This window comes from Streptomyces sp. NBC_00344, from assembly GCF_036088315.1.
Taxonomy (GTDB): domain Bacteria; phylum Actinomycetota; class Actinomycetes; order Streptomycetales; family Streptomycetaceae; genus Streptomyces.
Genome location: NZ_CP107996.1, coordinates 519,375 through 536,066 on the forward strand (window position 1 = coordinate 519,375; position 16,692 = coordinate 536,066).

The 16,692-nt window shown below is 69.5% G+C and carries 11 protein-coding genes and 2 pseudogenes; 2 read left to right on the forward strand and 11 right to left on the reverse strand.

Features of this window, described 5'->3' with window-relative positions; translation table 11 throughout:
* Positions 1-4: 4 nt before the first annotated feature.
* From OHS16_RS02520 to OHS16_RS02545, 6 genes are all read right to left on the reverse strand, one after another.
* The gene (locus OHS16_RS02520) at positions 5-1,249 is read right to left on the reverse strand and encodes a sugar ABC transporter substrate-binding protein (RefSeq protein ID WP_328535484.1); all 1,245 of its coding nucleotides are present in this window, start codon (positions 1,247-1,249) and stop codon (positions 5-7) included.
* Positions 1,250-1,649: 400 nt separating this feature from the next.
* The gene (locus OHS16_RS02525) at positions 1,650-2,792 is read right to left on the reverse strand and encodes a LacI family DNA-binding transcriptional regulator (protein WP_328535485.1); all 1,143 of its coding nucleotides are present in this window, start codon (positions 2,790-2,792) and stop codon (positions 1,650-1,652) included.
* Positions 2,793-3,204: 412 nt separating this feature from the next.
* On the reverse strand, positions 3,205-4,650 hold the full coding sequence (locus OHS16_RS02530) for a glyceraldehyde-3-phosphate dehydrogenase (protein ID WP_328535486.1): 1,446 nt from the start codon (positions 4,648-4,650) through the stop codon (positions 3,205-3,207).
* A gap of 172 nt (positions 4,651-4,822) precedes the next feature.
* A complete protein-coding gene (locus tag OHS16_RS02535) occupies positions 4,823-7,243 on the reverse strand; it encodes a SpoIIE family protein phosphatase (RefSeq protein WP_328535487.1) in 2,421 nt (806 codons plus the stop codon).
* A gap of 146 nt (positions 7,244-7,389) precedes the next feature.
* Positions 7,390-8,412, reverse strand: coding sequence for a TolB family protein (locus OHS16_RS02540; protein ID WP_328535488.1), 1,023 nt, complete (start codon positions 8,410-8,412; stop codon positions 7,390-7,392).
* On the reverse strand, positions 8,409-9,665 hold the full coding sequence (locus tag OHS16_RS02545; RefSeq protein ID WP_328535489.1) for an MFS transporter: 1,257 nt from the start codon (positions 9,663-9,665) through the stop codon (positions 8,409-8,411). Before OHS16_RS02545 ends, OHS16_RS02540 begins: the two co-directional genes overlap by 4 nt.
* On the opposite strand from OHS16_RS02545, the pseudogene OHS16_RS32050 reads away from it, so the two are divergent.
* Positions 9,610-9,858 (forward strand): annotated as a pseudogene (locus OHS16_RS32050) (hypothetical protein); the annotation flags it as partial. The gene OHS16_RS02545 and the pseudogene OHS16_RS32050 overlap by 56 nt on opposite strands.
* Here the strand turns inward: OHS16_RS32050 and OHS16_RS02550 are convergent.
* A pseudogene (locus OHS16_RS02550) lies at positions 9,739-10,395 on the reverse strand (alkaline phosphatase family protein); the annotation flags it as partial. The pseudogenes OHS16_RS32050 and OHS16_RS02550 sit on opposite strands and share 120 nt — an antisense overlap.
* A gap of 889 nt (positions 10,396-11,284) precedes the next feature.
* Here OHS16_RS02550 and OHS16_RS02555 point away from each other — a divergent pair.
* Positions 11,285-12,124 (forward strand): chitinase, encoded by an 840-nt coding sequence (locus tag OHS16_RS02555; protein ID WP_328535491.1) that lies wholly within the window; start codon positions 11,285-11,287, stop codon positions 12,122-12,124.
* A 105-nt stretch (positions 12,125-12,229) separates the two neighbouring features.
* On the opposite strand, the gene OHS16_RS02560 is transcribed toward OHS16_RS02555, so the two are convergent.
* The 4 genes from OHS16_RS02560 to OHS16_RS02575 form a co-directional block, all read right to left on the reverse strand.
* On the reverse strand, positions 12,230-13,699 hold the full coding sequence (locus OHS16_RS02560) for an FGGY-family carbohydrate kinase (protein WP_328535492.1): 1,470 nt from the start codon (positions 13,697-13,699) through the stop codon (positions 12,230-12,232).
* Between the two features lie 101 nt (positions 13,700-13,800).
* Positions 13,801-15,123, reverse strand: a complete 1,323-nt coding sequence (locus tag OHS16_RS02565) for an MFS transporter (RefSeq protein WP_328535493.1) — start codon at positions 15,121-15,123, stop codon at positions 13,801-13,803.
* A 105-nt stretch (positions 15,124-15,228) separates the two neighbouring features.
* Positions 15,229-16,005: a DeoR/GlpR family DNA-binding transcription regulator gene (locus tag OHS16_RS02570; protein WP_328535494.1), complete on the reverse strand. Its 777-nt coding sequence runs from the start codon at positions 16,003-16,005 to the stop codon at positions 15,229-15,231.
* On the reverse strand, positions 16,002-16,646 hold the full coding sequence (locus tag OHS16_RS02575) for a histidine phosphatase family protein (protein WP_328535495.1): 645 nt from the start codon (positions 16,644-16,646) through the stop codon (positions 16,002-16,004). Before OHS16_RS02575 ends, OHS16_RS02570 begins: the two co-directional genes overlap by 4 nt.
* Between the last annotated feature and the right edge of the window lie 46 nt (positions 16,647-16,692).

Here is a 16,692-nt window from a genome sequence, read left to right on the forward strand (position 1 = left end):
TCTCCTACCGCACGAGGCCTTCGATCTCGGACTGGGCCTTGTCCAGGGCTTCCTTCGCCGTGGACTTGCCCTGGGTGACCGACTCGATGGCGGTGTCCACCTTGGAGGTGATCTCGGTCAGCTTGGGCTGCGAGGGGATGGTCCGGGCGGTGTCCATCTGCTTGCGCCACACCTTCATGGTGGGGTCGGTGGCGAGTTCGCCCGACTTCCAGGCAGCGGTGTTGGCCGGCAGGTCGTTGGTGCGGTCGAACCAGTCGGCCTGACCCTTGGCATCCGTCAGATAGGAGACGAACTGCCTGGCGGCTGCCTTGTGATCGCTGTCGGCGGAGACGGCAAGGCTGGAACCGCCGGCGTAGGAGACGGACGCCTGGTCGGCGGGGACCGGGGCGACGGCCCACTTGCCCTTGAGGCCGGGGTAGTTCTCGTCGAGGAGGTTCGTGATCCAGGGGCCGCCGAAGAACATGGGCACCGCGCCGGTGTTGAAGTCCTTGGTCACGTCATAGCCGGGACGGACGGACTTCTCACTGAGGTTCTTGCCGAAGTAGCTGCCGTAGTTCTCCAGCGCCTTGACGGCGGCGGCGGAGTTCACGACGGCCTTGCCGTCCTTGTCGAGGATGGCTCCCCCGGCCGAGTAAAGGAACGGGTAGAAGCTCTGCACGGTGTCCAGGCCGCCCGGCTGTATGGACAGTCCCCACTTGGTGCCGGCCTTCTTCCGGTACGCCTCGGCGGCGCTCCGCAACGCGGCCATGGTGGCCGGGGCCTTGTCGACACCGGCCTTGCGGGCGAGGTCGGTGCGGTAGAACAGCACGCGCGTGTCGACGTACCACGGGACGCCATAGACCTTGCGGTCGTACGAACCCTGCTGCCAGGCGGCGGGGAAGTAGTCGCCCTCGTGGACGGTCTTGGTATCCACCGGCTCCAGGACGCCCATGTCGGCGAACTCGCCCAGGTAGCTGCCGCCCATCTGCGCCACGTCGGGCAGCTTTCCGGCGGCGGCCGCGGCCACCAGCTTCTGATGGGCCACGTCCCATCCGATCGGGGTGACCTTGACGGTGATGTTGGAGTGGGACTTCTCGTACTCCTTGGCGACGTCGCCGAGCTTCTCCCCCTCCGTCCCCATGGCCCAGACGGTCAGCGTCTGCTTGGCGTCGGCTGCCACGCCGGCGCCACCCGAGCCGCCACAGGCGGTGAGGGTGAGCGCAGACGCCACGGTGAGGGCAAGCGACCCGGTTACGGCGGCGCGGTTCATGGACGGCTCCTCCTTGAGCTCTCCAGAATGTATGCGCTGTCTGTAAGCGCATACATCAGTCTGTTGCAGCTCTTCCCGGCCTGGCAAGGGGGTCTCGGTCACACTCCCGTAACGGGCGGGACACCTGGGGTACGGCCCTTGCGGCACCCGCAGCGCGACGCCGTCCGCGTACCACCGGTGCGACAGCAACGTAAAACGAATCCGCGCGCGGAGAAACCATGTGTGAGCCACGTCGCTGATCCCGCCGAGGAGCTGCGCGGGCGGAGGCGACCGGCCATGGTCGCGCCGGAAGGCGTCCGGATCCGGTGGACAGTCCGTGGCGCACCCGGCGCCCGGAGGGCCGCGGCAGTCGGCGGGTGCGCCACCGGGTGGTCCGCCCGTGATCCCGAAGACCGTGCGGTCAGCCGACCGGGAACGGAGTCGTCTCCTGGTCGGCGCAGCCGCAGCTCGCCCGGCGGGACAGGCCGACGGGGAGCACCAGGGAGACGGGACCCGCTTCACGCTCCCCGCTCAGGCGCTGCACCAGCAGTTCTACGGCCTCCTCTCCCAGGCGCACCATCGGCTGGCGCACGGTGGTGAGCGTGGGACGGACCAGGCGGCTGAGCGGGATGCCGTCGAAGCCTGTGACGACGACGTCGTCCGGCACGCGCAGTCCACGCCGTTCAAGCGCCTGGAGCGCGCCCACGGCCATCTGATCGTTGGCGAAGACGAGCGCATCGGGCCGCTCGGCCTCTTTCTCGCACAGCAGGTCGGCGGCGTGGGCGCCCTCCGCCTGGGTCATCATCGGCATACGCAACGCCGGGTCGGCACCGGCCTCGATGCCTGCCTCCCGGCAGGCCCGGCCAAAGCCCCGGAACCGGGCCTCGACGTCCGGTGAATCGTCGGCGAGGCCGATGTAGGCGAGGCGGCGCAGCCCGTGGTCGTCGACGAGGTGCCGGGTCAGCGCGTACTGGCCTTCCTCGTTGGCGACCTCGACGTGGTCGAGGTGGTCGAGGGAGGGGTCCTGGGCGCGGGGCCCGGCCAGCATGACGACCGGCCGGCGCCGGGAGATCACTTCGAGCTCCTCGGTCGGCACGGTGCGGGCGAGTACGGCGAAGCCGTCCACCCGTCCGGCCACCTTGGCGACGAGGTTCTCCGGGCCTCCTTCGAGGGAGGCGGCGATCAGCAGCGCGTAGCCGTGGCGGCGGGCGGCGCGCTCCATGCCCCGGATGATCTGGTCCGAGTAGAGCATCGCGGCATCGTCGTCCTCGGCGCCGACGGTGTCCGGGTCCGCGTAGTCGGGGAAGCAGAGACCGAGGACGCCGGTGGAACGGCTGGCGAGGCCGCGGGCGTTGCCGCTGGGCACGTATCCGAGCTGCCGGGCCGCGGCGAGGACGCGTTCACGGGTGGCGGCGCGTACGGAATCCGGGCTGCGGTACACCCGGGAAACCGTCGCGATGGACACGCCTGAGCGTTCAGCCACGTCGTACACCGTGGGCGCGGCGTTCACGGTGCGGCGCCGTTCATGGGTGGGGCCCCGTTCTGTGGTGGTGCGTGCGCGCATTCACGGCCACGTGCGACGCGTGCTGCGCCGGTGCACCGGCCTGCATGAAGGCGCTGAATGAAAGCGCATTCACCTTATGGGCGGGCAGGCCGGTGAAGCAACCGGGCACGGAACGGGAGCCGGCCGGCGACACCCCTGACCCCGCTCACGTCCGCGGCACTTGGGCCGGGACAGGAGAGAGGGAAGGCGCGGCGGCGGTCTCACGGGCTCGGCGGGCTTCCGGGGCGCCACGACACGTCGGCCGCTCTCGTGGCCGCGCCGGCCGGCGCGGCCACCCCCTCGCCCATTTCGAGGACAGTTACGACACATCTGTTCACGGAAGACGAGACGGTGGGCCACGAGACCCGGCCCACCGCCATCGACCCGGGCTCCACCACCACGGGATCAACCGGTCGGTATCAGCCTGGTGGGATCAGACCACCGGAACCGGGTAGGTCGGGTACTCCACCCCGGAAACGTGCTGGACCACGCGGATGACCTGGCAGGAATAGCCGAACTCGTTGTCGTACCAGAGGTAGAGGATCGCGTTGTCACCGTCGACCTTGGTGGCCCCGGCGTCGACGATCGATGCGTGGCGCGAGCCGATGAAGTCGCTGGAGACCGCGTCGGGTGCACTGGTGAAGTCGATCTGGCGCTTGAGCGGCGAGGTCAGCGACACGTTGCGCAGGTAGTCGAGGACCTCCTCGCGGGTGGTCTCGCGTGCCAGCCGCAGGCTGAGGATGGCGATGGAGACGTCGGGCACCGGCACGCGGATCGAGCTGCCGGTGATCTTCGCGTCGAGATCGGGCAGCGCCTTCGCGACCGCGGAGGCGGCACCGGTCTCGGTGATGACCATGTTGAGCGGTGCCGAGCGTCCGCGGCGGTCGGAGTCGTGGTAGTTGTCCAGCAGGTTCTGGTCGTTGGTGAACGAGTGCACGGTCTCCACGTGCCCGCGAAGGACGCCGTACTCGTCAGCCATCGCCTTCAGCGGCGGGACGATCGCGTTGGTGGTGCAGGAGGCGCAGGACAGGATCTGCTCGTCCGGCTTGATCATGTCGTGATTGACGCCATGGACGACGTTGGGGACGTCGCCCTTGCCCGGCGCGGTCAGGACGACCTTGGCGATGCCGGGGCGGAGGTGCTTGGAAAGGCCCTCGCGGTCACGCCACTTGCCGGTGTTGTCGATGAGGATGGCGTCCTTGATGCCGTACGCCGTGTAGTCCACCGACGTCGGGTCGTCGGAGTAGATCACCTTGATCTCGTTGCCGTTGGCGATGATCCGGCTGTTCGCCTCGTCGACGGTGATGGTGCCCTGGAACTGACCGTGAATGGAGTCACGGCGCAGCAGCGAGGCGCGCTTCACGATGTCCTCGCCGGCGCCCCTGCGGACGACGATGGCGCGCAGCCGCAGGCCGGTGCCGGAGCCGGCCTTCTCGATGAGCAGGCGGGCGAGAAGGCGGCCGATGCGGCCGAACCCGTAGAGGACCACATCGCGGGGCTCGCGGCGGTCGATCTTGTTGGCGCCCGTGGCGCCGGCAACGGCCTCGGCGGTGAACTCGTGCACCGACAGTCCGCGATCGTCGGTCTTGTACGTCGCGGCGAGCATGCCGATGTCGATCTGGGAAGGGCCGAGATCGAGCGTGGTGAGAGCCTGCAGGAACGGCAGTGTCTCAGTGACCGAGAGCTCCGCACCGGCGATCTGCCGGGCGAACCGATGGGTCTTGAGGATGCTGACCACCGACTTGTTCACCAAGGACCGGCTGTGAAGCAGGACGGTGACGTCCCGCTCCCGGTGCATCTTCCCGATGATCGGAATCATCGACTCCGCGATCTCCTCGCGGTTCTTCCAGTTGGTGAACGCGTCGTCATTGACAGTCACAGGTTTATCTTTCGAGCTAGGCGGTGCTCATATGCTAACCCCTCCCTACTTTGATCTTTCCATCGGTGCCAGGCGCACGGATGGCCCGTGTACGGACGCGGCAACGAACCCCGGAACGGTCCGGGACCCGGTCGCCGGGCCGCCCGCACCGCCCCCTTGACGAGCGCCGGTTTCACGGCGCCGCGGGCAGGGCCTGCTCGGTCCAGATGGTCTTCCCGGAGGGGGTGTAGCGCGTTCCCCATCTCTGGACCAGCTGGGCGACGATGAAAAGGCCACGTCCGCCCTCGTCGTCCTCCGCGCTGTGCCGCAGATGAGGAGAGGTGTGACCGGCGTCCGCCACCTCGCACAGCAGGGTGCGGTCGCGGATGAGGCGCAGGCTCAGCGGCCCGTCGGCGTGCGTGACCGCATTGGTCACCAGCTCACTCACGACGAGCTCGGTCGTGAAGGACATCTCGTCCATATTCCAGGTGTGAAGCTGCTCGTTCGCCAGGTCTCTGGCACGGCCCACGGACAGGGGCTCCGCGGGCAGCTCCCATTCGGCGACCGAGCCCGCCGCCAGCTCCCGGGTGCGGACGAGCAGCAGTGCGGTGTCATCGGCCGCCGTGCCTTCCGGCAGGAGTTCCGCCACGATCCGGTCGCAGAGGTCTTCCAGCGGCTTCTCCCGGTCGCCGAGCACCCGCACCAAGGTGCCCAGACCTTCGTCGACGTCACGGCCACGGGCTTCGACCAGACCGTCGGTGAAGAGAGCCAGCAGGCTGCCCACCGGCAGTTCGATCTCCGAGCACTCGAACGGAAGGCCGCCGAGTCCCAGCGGCGGGCCGGCAGGCAGGGCGGGGAAGGACACCTCACCGCCGGAGTCCACGATCGCGGGCGGAAGATGCCCGGCCCTGGCCATCACGCATCGCCGCGAGACCGGATCGTAGACGGCGTAGAGGCAGGTCGCCCCGGTGGCGAGATCGTCACCGCCGGCCTGCGCGTCGGGGACCTCCCTCATCTCGTCCGCCGTCTGTCCCACCAGATCGTCCAGGCGTTTGAGCAACTCATCCGGACGCAGGTCGAGTTGGGCGAGCGCGCGGACGGTCGTGCGCAGCCGGCCCATGGTGGCGGCCGCCTGCAGGCCGTGGCCCACCACATCCCCCACCACCAGCCCCACACGGGTGCCGGACAGCGGGATGACGTCGAACCAGTCGCCGCCGACTCCGCTCACGTCGTCGGTGGGGAGATAACGGTGGGCGACATCGACCGCCGACTGGCGCGGCAGGTGCTGCGGCAGCAGCTGACGTTGCAGGGCGAGGGCCGCGGAGCGCTCCCGGGTGAAGCGGCGGGCGTTGTCGATGCTCACCGCGGTACGGGCCGCCAGCTCGTCGGCCAGCGCCACCTCACCGCTGTCGAAGGTGGCCGAGTCCACGGCGCGGACGAAGGTGAGCAGTCCCAGCGTGCTGCCTCCCGCCCGGAGCGGCACGACCAGGGTGTTCTCGTGGAGCACCAAACCGCCCGATGCGAGCGCACGGTCCTGGGGGGTGTCCGGGGGGTGGTCGACGGGGAACGGCGGAGAGCGCAGCTGCTCTTCCCTGGCCGGGGAGCCGCCCTCTCGGCGGGTGGTAACGGACCGGGTGGCGATGCGCACCAGGGCCATCTCCGCGGCGTTTCCCGGGCCGGGCACATCCCCGTCCAGTACGGCCGCGGCCAGATCGACGGTGACCGCGTCCGCGAAGTCCGGCACGGCCACGGAGGTCAACTCCTCCGCCGTGGCGACCGCGTCCAGGGCGGCGCCGACGCCCCGCCCCGCCTCGACGAGCAGGGCCAGCCGGCGCTGTGCCTCGTAACGGTCGGAGATGTCGAAGGCGTCCTCGCAGACGCCGATGACCTCCCCGTCGGCCCCCTGCAGGCGATAGTAGGAGCAGGACCAGAGGTGATCCGTGCCCGGGTCGCTGGGCGGTTCGCCACGGAAGTGCAGGTCGAGGATCGGCTCGCCGGTGTCGAGAACGTGATGCATCACCGTGTCGAGGGTGTCCGGATATCCCGGGGTCACGAACCTGCCCTCGGAGTACAGCTCATCGGCCCGCATGCCGTGGAACTCCTCGAAGGGTTGCCCCACCTGCTGTTCGTAGGCGAAGTTGCACCAGGTCAGACGGAGATCGGTGTCGTAGATACCGAGGCCGACGGGTGACTGGGTGGCCAGCCCGTGCAGCATGGACAGCCGCGACTCCCACAGGCGGGCATCCCCCAGTTCGGCCGCTGCGAGCACGCACTGAGCCGGGCCGCCGCCGGTCAGCGGACACAGCGCGGTGGCGATCCTCAGCCGGTGGCCGTCCCGGTGGAGCGCCAAGCGGATCTCGCTGCGGCCGAACGGCGAACCGGCAGGTACCTCTGCGGGCTCTTCGGCTTCCTGCGGGCCCGCCGCCGGCCAGGGTGAGAGGAGCGCGGCCACGGGCCGCCCGACGACCTCGTCCGACGGGTAGCCCAGAAGGGCCTCTGCCTCGGCGCTCCAGCCGATGACCCTGTCCTGGGCATCAAGAACCACCGTGGCAGCCCGGGTGACATCGAGGGGACCACGGAAGTCGTCACTCTTCGCCGTGTTCCACTCACTCATTGCGCCACACCGGCTCGGTTCATTACCTACAGAATCCGCCCTGACACGTACCCGCACAACCGCGGAGCGCCCGCGGCGGGGCGGTCCCGGCCCCGAGTGACGAGCGGAGGCGCCCACAGACCGGATGCGGCAACTCCCACCGCCCCTCAGCCGAGATAGGCGGGCGCGAGTGCGGCGCGCATGAACCGGTGCGCGGTGCCGGAACCGTCTGCGGGCACGGAGTAGAGATCGGCGCCGTAGTCGCCGGGGAGCGAGTAGACGACGGTGTGGTCGTCCGGCCACACCAACTGGTCGTCGACGCTGCGCGTCTCGGCAAGACGGGTCTCCTCCATCGAGGGCAGGTCCAGGACGTACAGGCGCCAGGGCGCATCCGCCGGCAGTCCCGGCACGCGCTTCTTGAAGGCGATCCGGGTGCCGTCGGGCGACAGCGAAGGGCACTCGACGTTCGTCCGGAGGGTCGTGACCGAGCGGGATCTCAGATCACCGCGAACGAGATAGGTCGTACCGTGCGTGGCCGCGGTCGCGTAGAAGTGCTGGTCGTCCGCAAAGGTGACACCCCAGAAATTGATGTCGGCAGAGTGCAGGGGCCGACCGTCCCTGACGAAACGGAAGTCCTCGAGGGACTTGTCGAGCCGGCCGGTCCGGGTGTCCAGGACCGCGGTTCGGGTGGAGAAATTCGTCCCCGCATACGAGTCGCCGCCGACGAATACCGTCCAGGCGATCAGACGGCCGGACGGGGAGACACGGGCCCTGGTCGGTATGCCCGGGAGCGGATAGTGGGCGCGCGCCTTCAGATGGGCGTCGAGGACGACTGCGCGATACGTGTCCCGCATGGCTCCGCGTTCGGCCTGCAGACAGACCCCCGTGCCGGCGGCCGCGTAGAAGCGCAGGCATTTCGTACCGGATGCCGTGCGCGGGCCCGACGGGTCCGACGCCGGGACCGTGGAGAGTTCGTCACGGTGCGGGCCCCAGGCCATGTTGCGGAAGACGATCTGCCGGCCGGGCCCCGCCGACAGGGACACCGGGCCTGCCGTCACCGGTGGGCCACCGGCCTGCGCCTGGTTCCTGTGATCAGCACGGTAGGCGGCATGTCGCACGGACGTCAGCGCGATGCCCGCCAGGACGATGATCGTCACCCCCAGAACCAGCAGCTTCCTGTGCAGGTTCATACGGCCTCTTCCCCGGCCGGACGCAGAAGTGCAGCCCCTGTGGCACAGAAGACGAGGGCGGCAGCCGCCGTGGTGAGAGCCGTGCGGTCCCCCCACACGGTCCACGCAGCGCCGAAGGCGATCGAGCAGAGGAACCGCGCCGCGGCCTGACCGGTCTGGATCAACGCCAGCCCGCTGGAACGGAGTTCAGCGGGCACCGAACCGGCCGCCGCGGCCATCAGCACTCCGTCGGTTGCGGCGTAGAAGCAGCCGTGCAGGGCGAGGACCGCATACGGAAGTGCACCGCCCCGCCAGGACGGCAGGAGCAGCCCGTAAGCGGCCAGCAGTGCGATGTGCCCGCCCAGAAAGACGTTCCAGCTGCCCACCCGGTCTGCCAGTCGTCCCAGCGGTACGGCCAGCAGCAGGAACCCGGCCGCCGTACCGACCGGCAGCAGGGCGAACCAACGGTCCGGAACCCCCGTCCGGTGCTGGAGCAGCAGATAGACGAAGGAGTCGCTCACGGTCGCCAGGCCCAGCAGGAGGGCGCAGAGGGCCGTTCGCCGCACGTTCCGGACGTGCAGCAGGGCCACCGCAGACCTCAAGGAGACCCGGAGGCCGTCGTCGGCAGCCGGGAGGGTTGCCGTTCGTGACGGTACGAACAGCAGCAGTACCGTCACACCCGCCGCGGCGAAGCAGAAACTCACCGAGAACACCGCGTCGTATCCCCCGGCGGCCTGTCTGAGGATCAGGAAGGCCACCAGGGGGCCGCCCAGTGCGCCCGCCGTGTCCATCGCCCGGTGCACACCGAACGCCCTGCCCCGGGATTCGGGAGCGGATGCCAGCGAGATCAAAGCGTCGCGGGGAGCCGTCCGCAGGCCCTTACCCGTACGGTCCGCGGCGAGCACGGCTCCGATCAACGGAAGTGAACCCGCCATCAGCAGCAGGGGTTTGCACAGCGCCGATATCCCGTATCCCAGCGCCGCCACCGATTTGTGACGGCCGCCGCGGTCGGCCAGATGCCCGCCGACCAGACGTACCAGCGCACTGAATCCGTTGTAGACGCCGTCCAGCAGCCCGAACCCGAGTGGCGAAAGGCCCAGCCCGGTCACGAGGTACAGCGGCAGAACCGCGGTGACCATCTCGGACGAGACATCGGTGATCAGGCTGACGGAGCCCAGAGCCAGCACGGTGGGGGCTACGCGAGGACGCCGCCCGGACATGAGCCGGGCGGCGTCCGCCGCAGCAGGTGAGCTGCGACTGTCTGCTACGTACATGTCAGGAGGCCCAGATCCCCGTGATGTCGGATGCGCCGGCGGCCTGGCCCGCGTGTCCGGTGCCGTGCATGTCCTCAATGGTGCGCAGAAGGCTGTAGTGGTTGTAGGTCGTCGACGAGGAAGAGCCCGGGGTGACCGGCTGTCCGTACAGCACAGTCGGGATCTTGTTCCCGGCGAGTCGGTTGTCCTCGTCGAACGTGACGACGAGCAGGCTGTTGTGGGTCTTCGCCCAGGTCGCGTACGCGCCGAGGTTGTTCTTCAGCCAGGTGTCACCTGTACCGACCGAGCAGTCGTGCATATCGCTGCAGAGGTTCGGTGTGACGAAAGACACCTGCGGCAGCGCGGTGTAGTCGGTGGGGAACTGGCTGAAGGTGCGGGCCGACGAGGCCGGAACGTTGCTGAATCCGAACCACGGGTTGTGCTTCTGCGCATACGAGCCGCTGCTGCAGGTCGTCGAACCCTGGCTGGGCAGCGTTTCGTTGTAACTCGCCCAGGTCCGGCCCGCAGCTATCAGCTCGGAGGCGAGGTTGGGTGCGGAGGAGAAACCGGGCTTGATACAGCTGTCATCGGTGACACCCTGGGTGGAGCCGGAGAACAGGGCGTAGTAGTTGGGCTGGCTCGGGTGCGTCTCGGCATAGGAGGCCGAGAGGTTGGCGCCTCCGGACTTCAGAGAGTTGATGTACGGCGCGCTCGAACTGCCGATGACCTGGTTGTACGCGTGGTTCTCCATGACCACCACGACCACGTGGTCGGGGGTCGGGACGGCGCTCGCCGCCTGAGCTGCGGAAGCGCCGCCGAAGGCGGCCCACAGTCCTGCGGCGGCTGTGGCGAGGCCGGCGAAACCGGCAACAGCGGTACGGGTGCGGCGGGGCGTGGACCATCGCGGGGACCGGCCGGACACGGCTTACCTCCGGTGTGCGGGCAACTGAACGGGGACGGTGTGCACGGTGAGACTAGAAACAGCGGCCGCGGGCCGGAAGCTCCGCGGGGGTGAAGTTCCGGGGAACACCGGGTGCCCGGTCACGGCCGGCGTGCGAACAGGCACGCCGGCCGTGCGAACAGGCCGCCGCACGGGCATCTGACGCGGTGTGGATTCCGCCGTCGCCTTCGGAACGGCGCACTCGCGGAAGAGCGCCCGGGAGGCCGGGCCCCCGCGCGCGTCAGCGGGCGTGGTCCTTTGCCACAAGTGTGGTGCCGGGGCCCGGTTCGAGGGCTCGCTTTCCGCGGCGAGTGCCCCCGCGATCGCATCCACCGCCTGTCTCGGGCCTGCGGGCGGCGGCATGGGGGGGGTGCGCTGCCTGCTTCCCCCAGGGCGACCGGCGTATTGACAGGGGACTTGGTCTAGTCCAATCTCTTGTCTGCACGCCGTCAAGTTGCCGTTCGGGACGCCCCCTGCACTTCGGCCCGCCGCACCTTGATGACGTTCCCCACTGTCATCGAAAGGACCGGATGATGCATCGGCGTCCCCCACCTCGCCCCGTCGAACGATCCCCGCCTCCCGGGCAGCCGTCGTTCTGACGGCCGCTGCCACCGTCGCCTGGGCCGCAATCGCCGCCCTCCCCGCATCGGCGTCGACCACGGTTCCGGCGGCCGCGGGCAGCTTCGCGCCCTACACCGACATGTCCAACTCCCAGGAGGGTGTGCTCGACACCGCGATCACGGAGCACGGCGTCAAGACGTTCACCGCGGGTTTCGTCATCGGCTCCGGATGCAATCAGATCTGGGGAGACACCCTGCCGGTCGGCAACGACTCCTACACCGATCCACTGATCAGCAAGGCCAAGTCCGAGGGTGCTTCCGTCATCGTGTCGTCCGGCGGTGCGGCAGGACTGCCGCTGGCCTGGAGCTGCAGCGACCAGAGCGCCGTCAACGCGGGTTACCAGAAGATCATCGATTCCTATGCGCCCAGCTCGCTCGACTTCGACATCGAGGGCGCGGCGATCGCGGACACCGCGGCCGCCGCTCGGAACATGAGCGCGATGAAGACACTCAAGGCCGCGAATCCCGGCCTGTCGTTCTCGGTCACCCTCCCCGTCCTGCCCGACGGACTGACCGCCGACGGCGTCAACATCATCAGGGCCGCCAAGGACGCCGGTGTCAGGATCGACGTCGTCAACATCATGACGATGGACTACTACCAGGGCTCCCAGGACATGGGACAGGCCGCGATCAGCGCGGCGAAGAGCACCCTGGCTCAGTTGCAGTCCGTGGACTCCGGTTACACGTACGCCAATCTCGGCATCACACCCATGATCGGTGTGAATGACGACGGCTCGGTCTTCACCACGGCCGACGCCTCGACGGTGAAGAGCTGGGCATCCACGAACGGTGTGGGACGGCTGTCCTACTGGTCGGTCAACCGTGACCAGGCATGCACTTCCGTGGCCGCGGCCGCGTCGCCGACCTGCAGTGGTGTGTCGCAGAACCGGCTGGCCTTCGCGGACATCTTCGGCTCCTGAGCCGCTGTCCGCCGGCGCCGGAACGGCTGCCCCCGGCGGCACCACGTTCCGGCGCTCCCCGGCCGGGGAGCCCGTGGCCACCTCCGCCACGGGCACGGGCCGCTGTCAGCCGCCGCTCAGCCAGCCCCGCGTCCGCAGTTCCGCGAGGAAGCACTGGTACGACTCCTCGAGCTGGGCCCGCTCCCGCTCCACCGGATCGACCGTGCGGCCCGCCGTGGCCATCGCGGCCGCGCTCGCGGAGAGGTCGGGGTGAAGAGTTCCGGCAGCTGCCAGCAGGGCTGCGCCGAACGCGGTTTCGGCCCGTTCGGCCACCCGCAGCGGCCGGTTGAGCACCGTTGCCCGGACCCGGCACCACAATGCGCTGCGGCTCCCGCCGCCGGCCGCGTGCAACGGGCCGCTCACCTCGACACCCAGTGCCTGGACGCGCTCGAGCGAAAGGCGTTCCAGGAAGGCCACCCCCTCGAGCGCTGCCCGGTGCGCTTCGACCTCGTCCGCGGGAGCACCCGTGGAGAAGCCGCGCGCCTCACCGGAGACGAACGGGAACCGCTCGCCCTCACGGCGCAGCGGGTAGCTGACATACGACGCCGGGCCCTGGGCCTCCGCTCCCGCGTCGAGGCCCGGCAGACGGGCCGGATCCACCGACGCCACGGCCTCGCCGCCCGTGTTCGACGCTCCACCGGGCAGCCACCAGCCGTCCGGGTGCCGGTGGCTGTAGAGGGCGCCCGCCGGGTCGGTGACCAATTCGCGGGTGACGCCCTTGAGGACGTAGGTGGTGCCCAGCACGCCGACGAACTGACCGGGCCGCACGGCCCCGGTGGCGATCTGGCCCGCGCAGCCGTCCGTCATACCGAGCCGGACCTCGCAGCCCGCGGGCAGACCTGTTTCATCCGCAGCGGCGGCCGACACGGTGCCGGACCGGGTGCCCGGAGCCTGTACAGCGGGCATCGCGCTCGCGGGGACGCCCAGCTCCCCGAAGACCTCGGTGGCCCATTCCCCCGCGCGCGGGTCGTAGCCGCTCTTCAGCGCGTGGCTCCAGTCGGTGGCCACCGGGTGGCCGGTCAGCTTGCGGCCCATCAGGTCCGGGGTGTGCAGGACGTTCTGACCCTGGCGCGCCCGTTCGGCGAACCGGACGAACTTGCCGAGCGCGGCTGTCGGGCCGACGGCAAGACCCAGCGCCCGCCAGCGCGGTGCGCCCAGTTCCTGCGCCCTGGCGTTGAGGTCTGCGGACCTGCGGTCGTCGTACATCAGGGCCGGGGCCACCGGTTCCCCGTCCGGCCCCGCCAGTACGAGGGTCCCCGAGGTGGCGGAGACGGCGACGGCGACCACCTCCCGGCCGCCGCCCGGCAACGCTGCGGTGGCCTGCCGCAGGGCCGCGGCGGTGGCGGGCCACCAGGTGCGGGCGTCCTGCTCACTGAGGCCGCCGGGGCCGCGTACCGGCTGAGGCAGCGGTGCGCGCCCCTCGGCGAGAATCCGTCCTTCGGCATCCGCGCACAGCACCCGCACCGCGGCCGTGGCCACATCGATACCGGCCACGACAGGGGCATGGGCGCGGGCGGTGTCAGCGGTGGTGCTCATCCTGGGAACAGGTCCTTTCGGGTTCGGGCCGTTCGTGCCCGGACAGATCATGCCTGGCCGGCTCGAGCCCCGGCTCGGCTGCGTACGAACCGGGGCGGGGCTCAGGTGGCGGGCGCCGCGATCGGTTCGGCGGCCTCATGGAGCGTCTTGCCCTGCTCGATGGCCTCCTCCGACGCCCTGGGCAGTTTCAGGAAGACTGTCAGCACGGCGGCGACCACATACAGGCCGGCGAAGATCAGCACAACGCCGTCGCGGCCGAGCGGGCCCAGGAAGACCGAGACGATGGCCGGACCAACGAAGGCCGCGCCGCCCGCCCCGAGGTTCAGCAGAGCCATCGCACCGCCCTTGTTCTCGGGAGCCAGGGAAGGCATCAGCGCGGAGATCGGGACGAACCCGGCGAGTGTGGCGCCGTAGACCATGCCGACTCCCACCGCGACCCAGTAGTTGCCGGTCATCAGCTTGGGCACGAAGTACAGGGCGAGGACGCTCAGCGCGCAGCCGACCGCACCGAACCACCCGATCGTGGTGCGCCAGCCGATCCTGTCGCTGACCAGCCCGAAGAGCAGATTGAAGAAGATGTTGGTCGCGAACATGATCGACAGCAGCCGCAGCCAGTCACCGTCGGTGAATCCCATCTCATCCGTGAAGAAGGCCGGAAGGATCACCCAGAGACCAAACTGCGGGGCGGTGTTGATGACACGGACGACGCAGCCGACAGCGACCTTGGGGTTGGTCCAGGCGATGGAGAGACTGCGGGTCAGCGACTGGACGGGTTTCACCCCGGGAGGCGCGAGCCGGGAGTACCCGGTGCGCTCCCGCACGCCGAACAGACAGAAGGCACCACCGACGACGATCAGGCCGAGGGCCACCCAGAGGGTGCCGAACCTGCCCAGCAGGGGATTGGTGACGGAGGCGGTGAGCGAGCCGAGGGTGGGCAGGCCTCCGGTGAAGGCGAAGTAGAACCAGCCGACGGCCGCGCCGAGCCTGGCCACCGGCGCCGTGGCGGTGACCCACACCAGGAAGGAGAAGGCGAAGAGCGGGTAGCCGAATCCGCGCAGGCCGTAGAAGACCAGCATCAGCGCGTAGTTGCCCTGGGCCGCTCCGAAAGCCAGGAAGAGCGCGTCGAAGACGATCCAGACGGCGAGGCCGATCTGCATCACCCGCCGTGGTCCCCACAGCTCGGACAGAGCACCGGACAGCCAGGAGGCGAGCATGACGGCGACACCGTACGCGGTGATCACATAGCTCGCCCGTACCTCGCTGCCGCCGCCGTGGTCCTCGATGAAGGGAGCGATCAGGCCGGACTCCACTCCGTCACCGATCATGAAGATCAGGACGCCGATGAAACCGAAGAGGAGCGGGCGCGGGATACCGGCGCGGTCCCAGGCTGTGACCGAGCGTTCGGCGGGTGCGTCAGTGCTCATTGCTCGTGCCTCCACAGTGAGGTGTCATGGGCCGCGGATGTGATGCCGCAACGAGAACGCATCATGAACTCTGTGAAATTAACACGCAATACTTTAAGAAGCCTGTTATCGACGGATGGCCGCGACCCGGACCTCCGCGCGCTCCCTGAGCGCCGCGAGCAGTTCCCCGTTCACGCCGTCGTCCACCACAAGATGGTCGAAGTCCTCCACCGGCGCCAGTCGGTGCAGCGCGGTCCTGGCCAGTTTCGTGCGGTCCATCAGCAATACCTTGCGCGTACCGGAGGCGAGCATCGCCCGTTTGACCAGCACGACATCCTGTTCCTGGTGATAGGTCATCCGGGCGTCCATCGCCGACGTGGAGACCAGCACCATGTCCACCGAGAGGGCCTCTATGGACTCGAGACACGGCACGCCCAGGAAGGAGTCATGGGGGTGGGAGTACTCACCGCCCAGCGAGATCAGACGTATCCCGTCCCGGCCGGCGAACAGGTCGATGACCCGGCGGGCGTTGGTCACCACGGTCAGCGGCGTCTGGTCCACCAGCCGCCCGGCCAGTGCGAGCGCGGTGGTCGAGTCGTCCAGCATCACCGACATGCCCGGCTCCACCAGTTCGGCCGCCACCTCGGCGATGGCCTCCTTCTCGGCGGTGTTCACGCCGAGCCGGTAGTCCAGATTTGACTCGAACACGGTCGAAGGCAGCGCGGAGACTCCGCCCCGGAAGCGGCGCAGCACCCCGCGCCTGGCCAGCTCGTCCAGATCCCGGTGCACCGTCATCAGGCTCACCCGGGTGAGTTCCGCGAGCTCGGCCCCGGTCGCCGTCCCGTGTTCCAGCACATGCTCGGTGATGATCTGCCTGCGGGCTTCCGCACCGGTCGTTGTCATGCGCCCAAGTTTCGCGCATGGCCGGGGACGGACGTCCCGGTGGGGACGTTCAGCGTCCGCAGCGCGGTCCTGTCGCCGCCGACCTCGATCTCGGTCACCGCCGCGTTGTCCAGCCGGGGGAACACCAGCCGGTAGCGGCCCACCGGGATCGTGAGCATCGCGCACAGCGCCATGCGCAGCAGGGTGTTGTGCGCCACCACCAGGACGGTGCGCCCGGGGTGCTGTGCCGCCAGACCGCGCAGTGCCACCGACGCGCGGGCGGCGGCGGCGGACGGCGCCTCGGATCCCGGAAAAGCACCGGTCTCCGCGTCCTCCCGGAAGCGCCGTACGGCTTCCGGGTCCTCGGCGGCCATCTCCGCGACGGTACGGCCCTCGCCCCAGCCGAAGTCCACCTCGCGGAGCGCCTCGACGACCTCGGGCTCCATGCCGAGGGCCCTGGCAGCGGGCCGGGCGGTGAAGAGAGCGCGGCTGAGCGGTGAACAGGCCACGGCGTCGACACCGCGCCGCACCGCCCAGCCCGCCAGCTCGTCCGCCTGCCGCAGGCCCTTCGCGGTCAGCGCGACATCGGAGACACCTGCATACCGGTTCTCCGCGTGCCATTCGGTCTCGCCGTGCCGCACGAGCAACAGCCGGGACGTCATCGAAAGCCTCTCCCTCACCGCGGGCCTCACCCACGCCGCAGGCGCC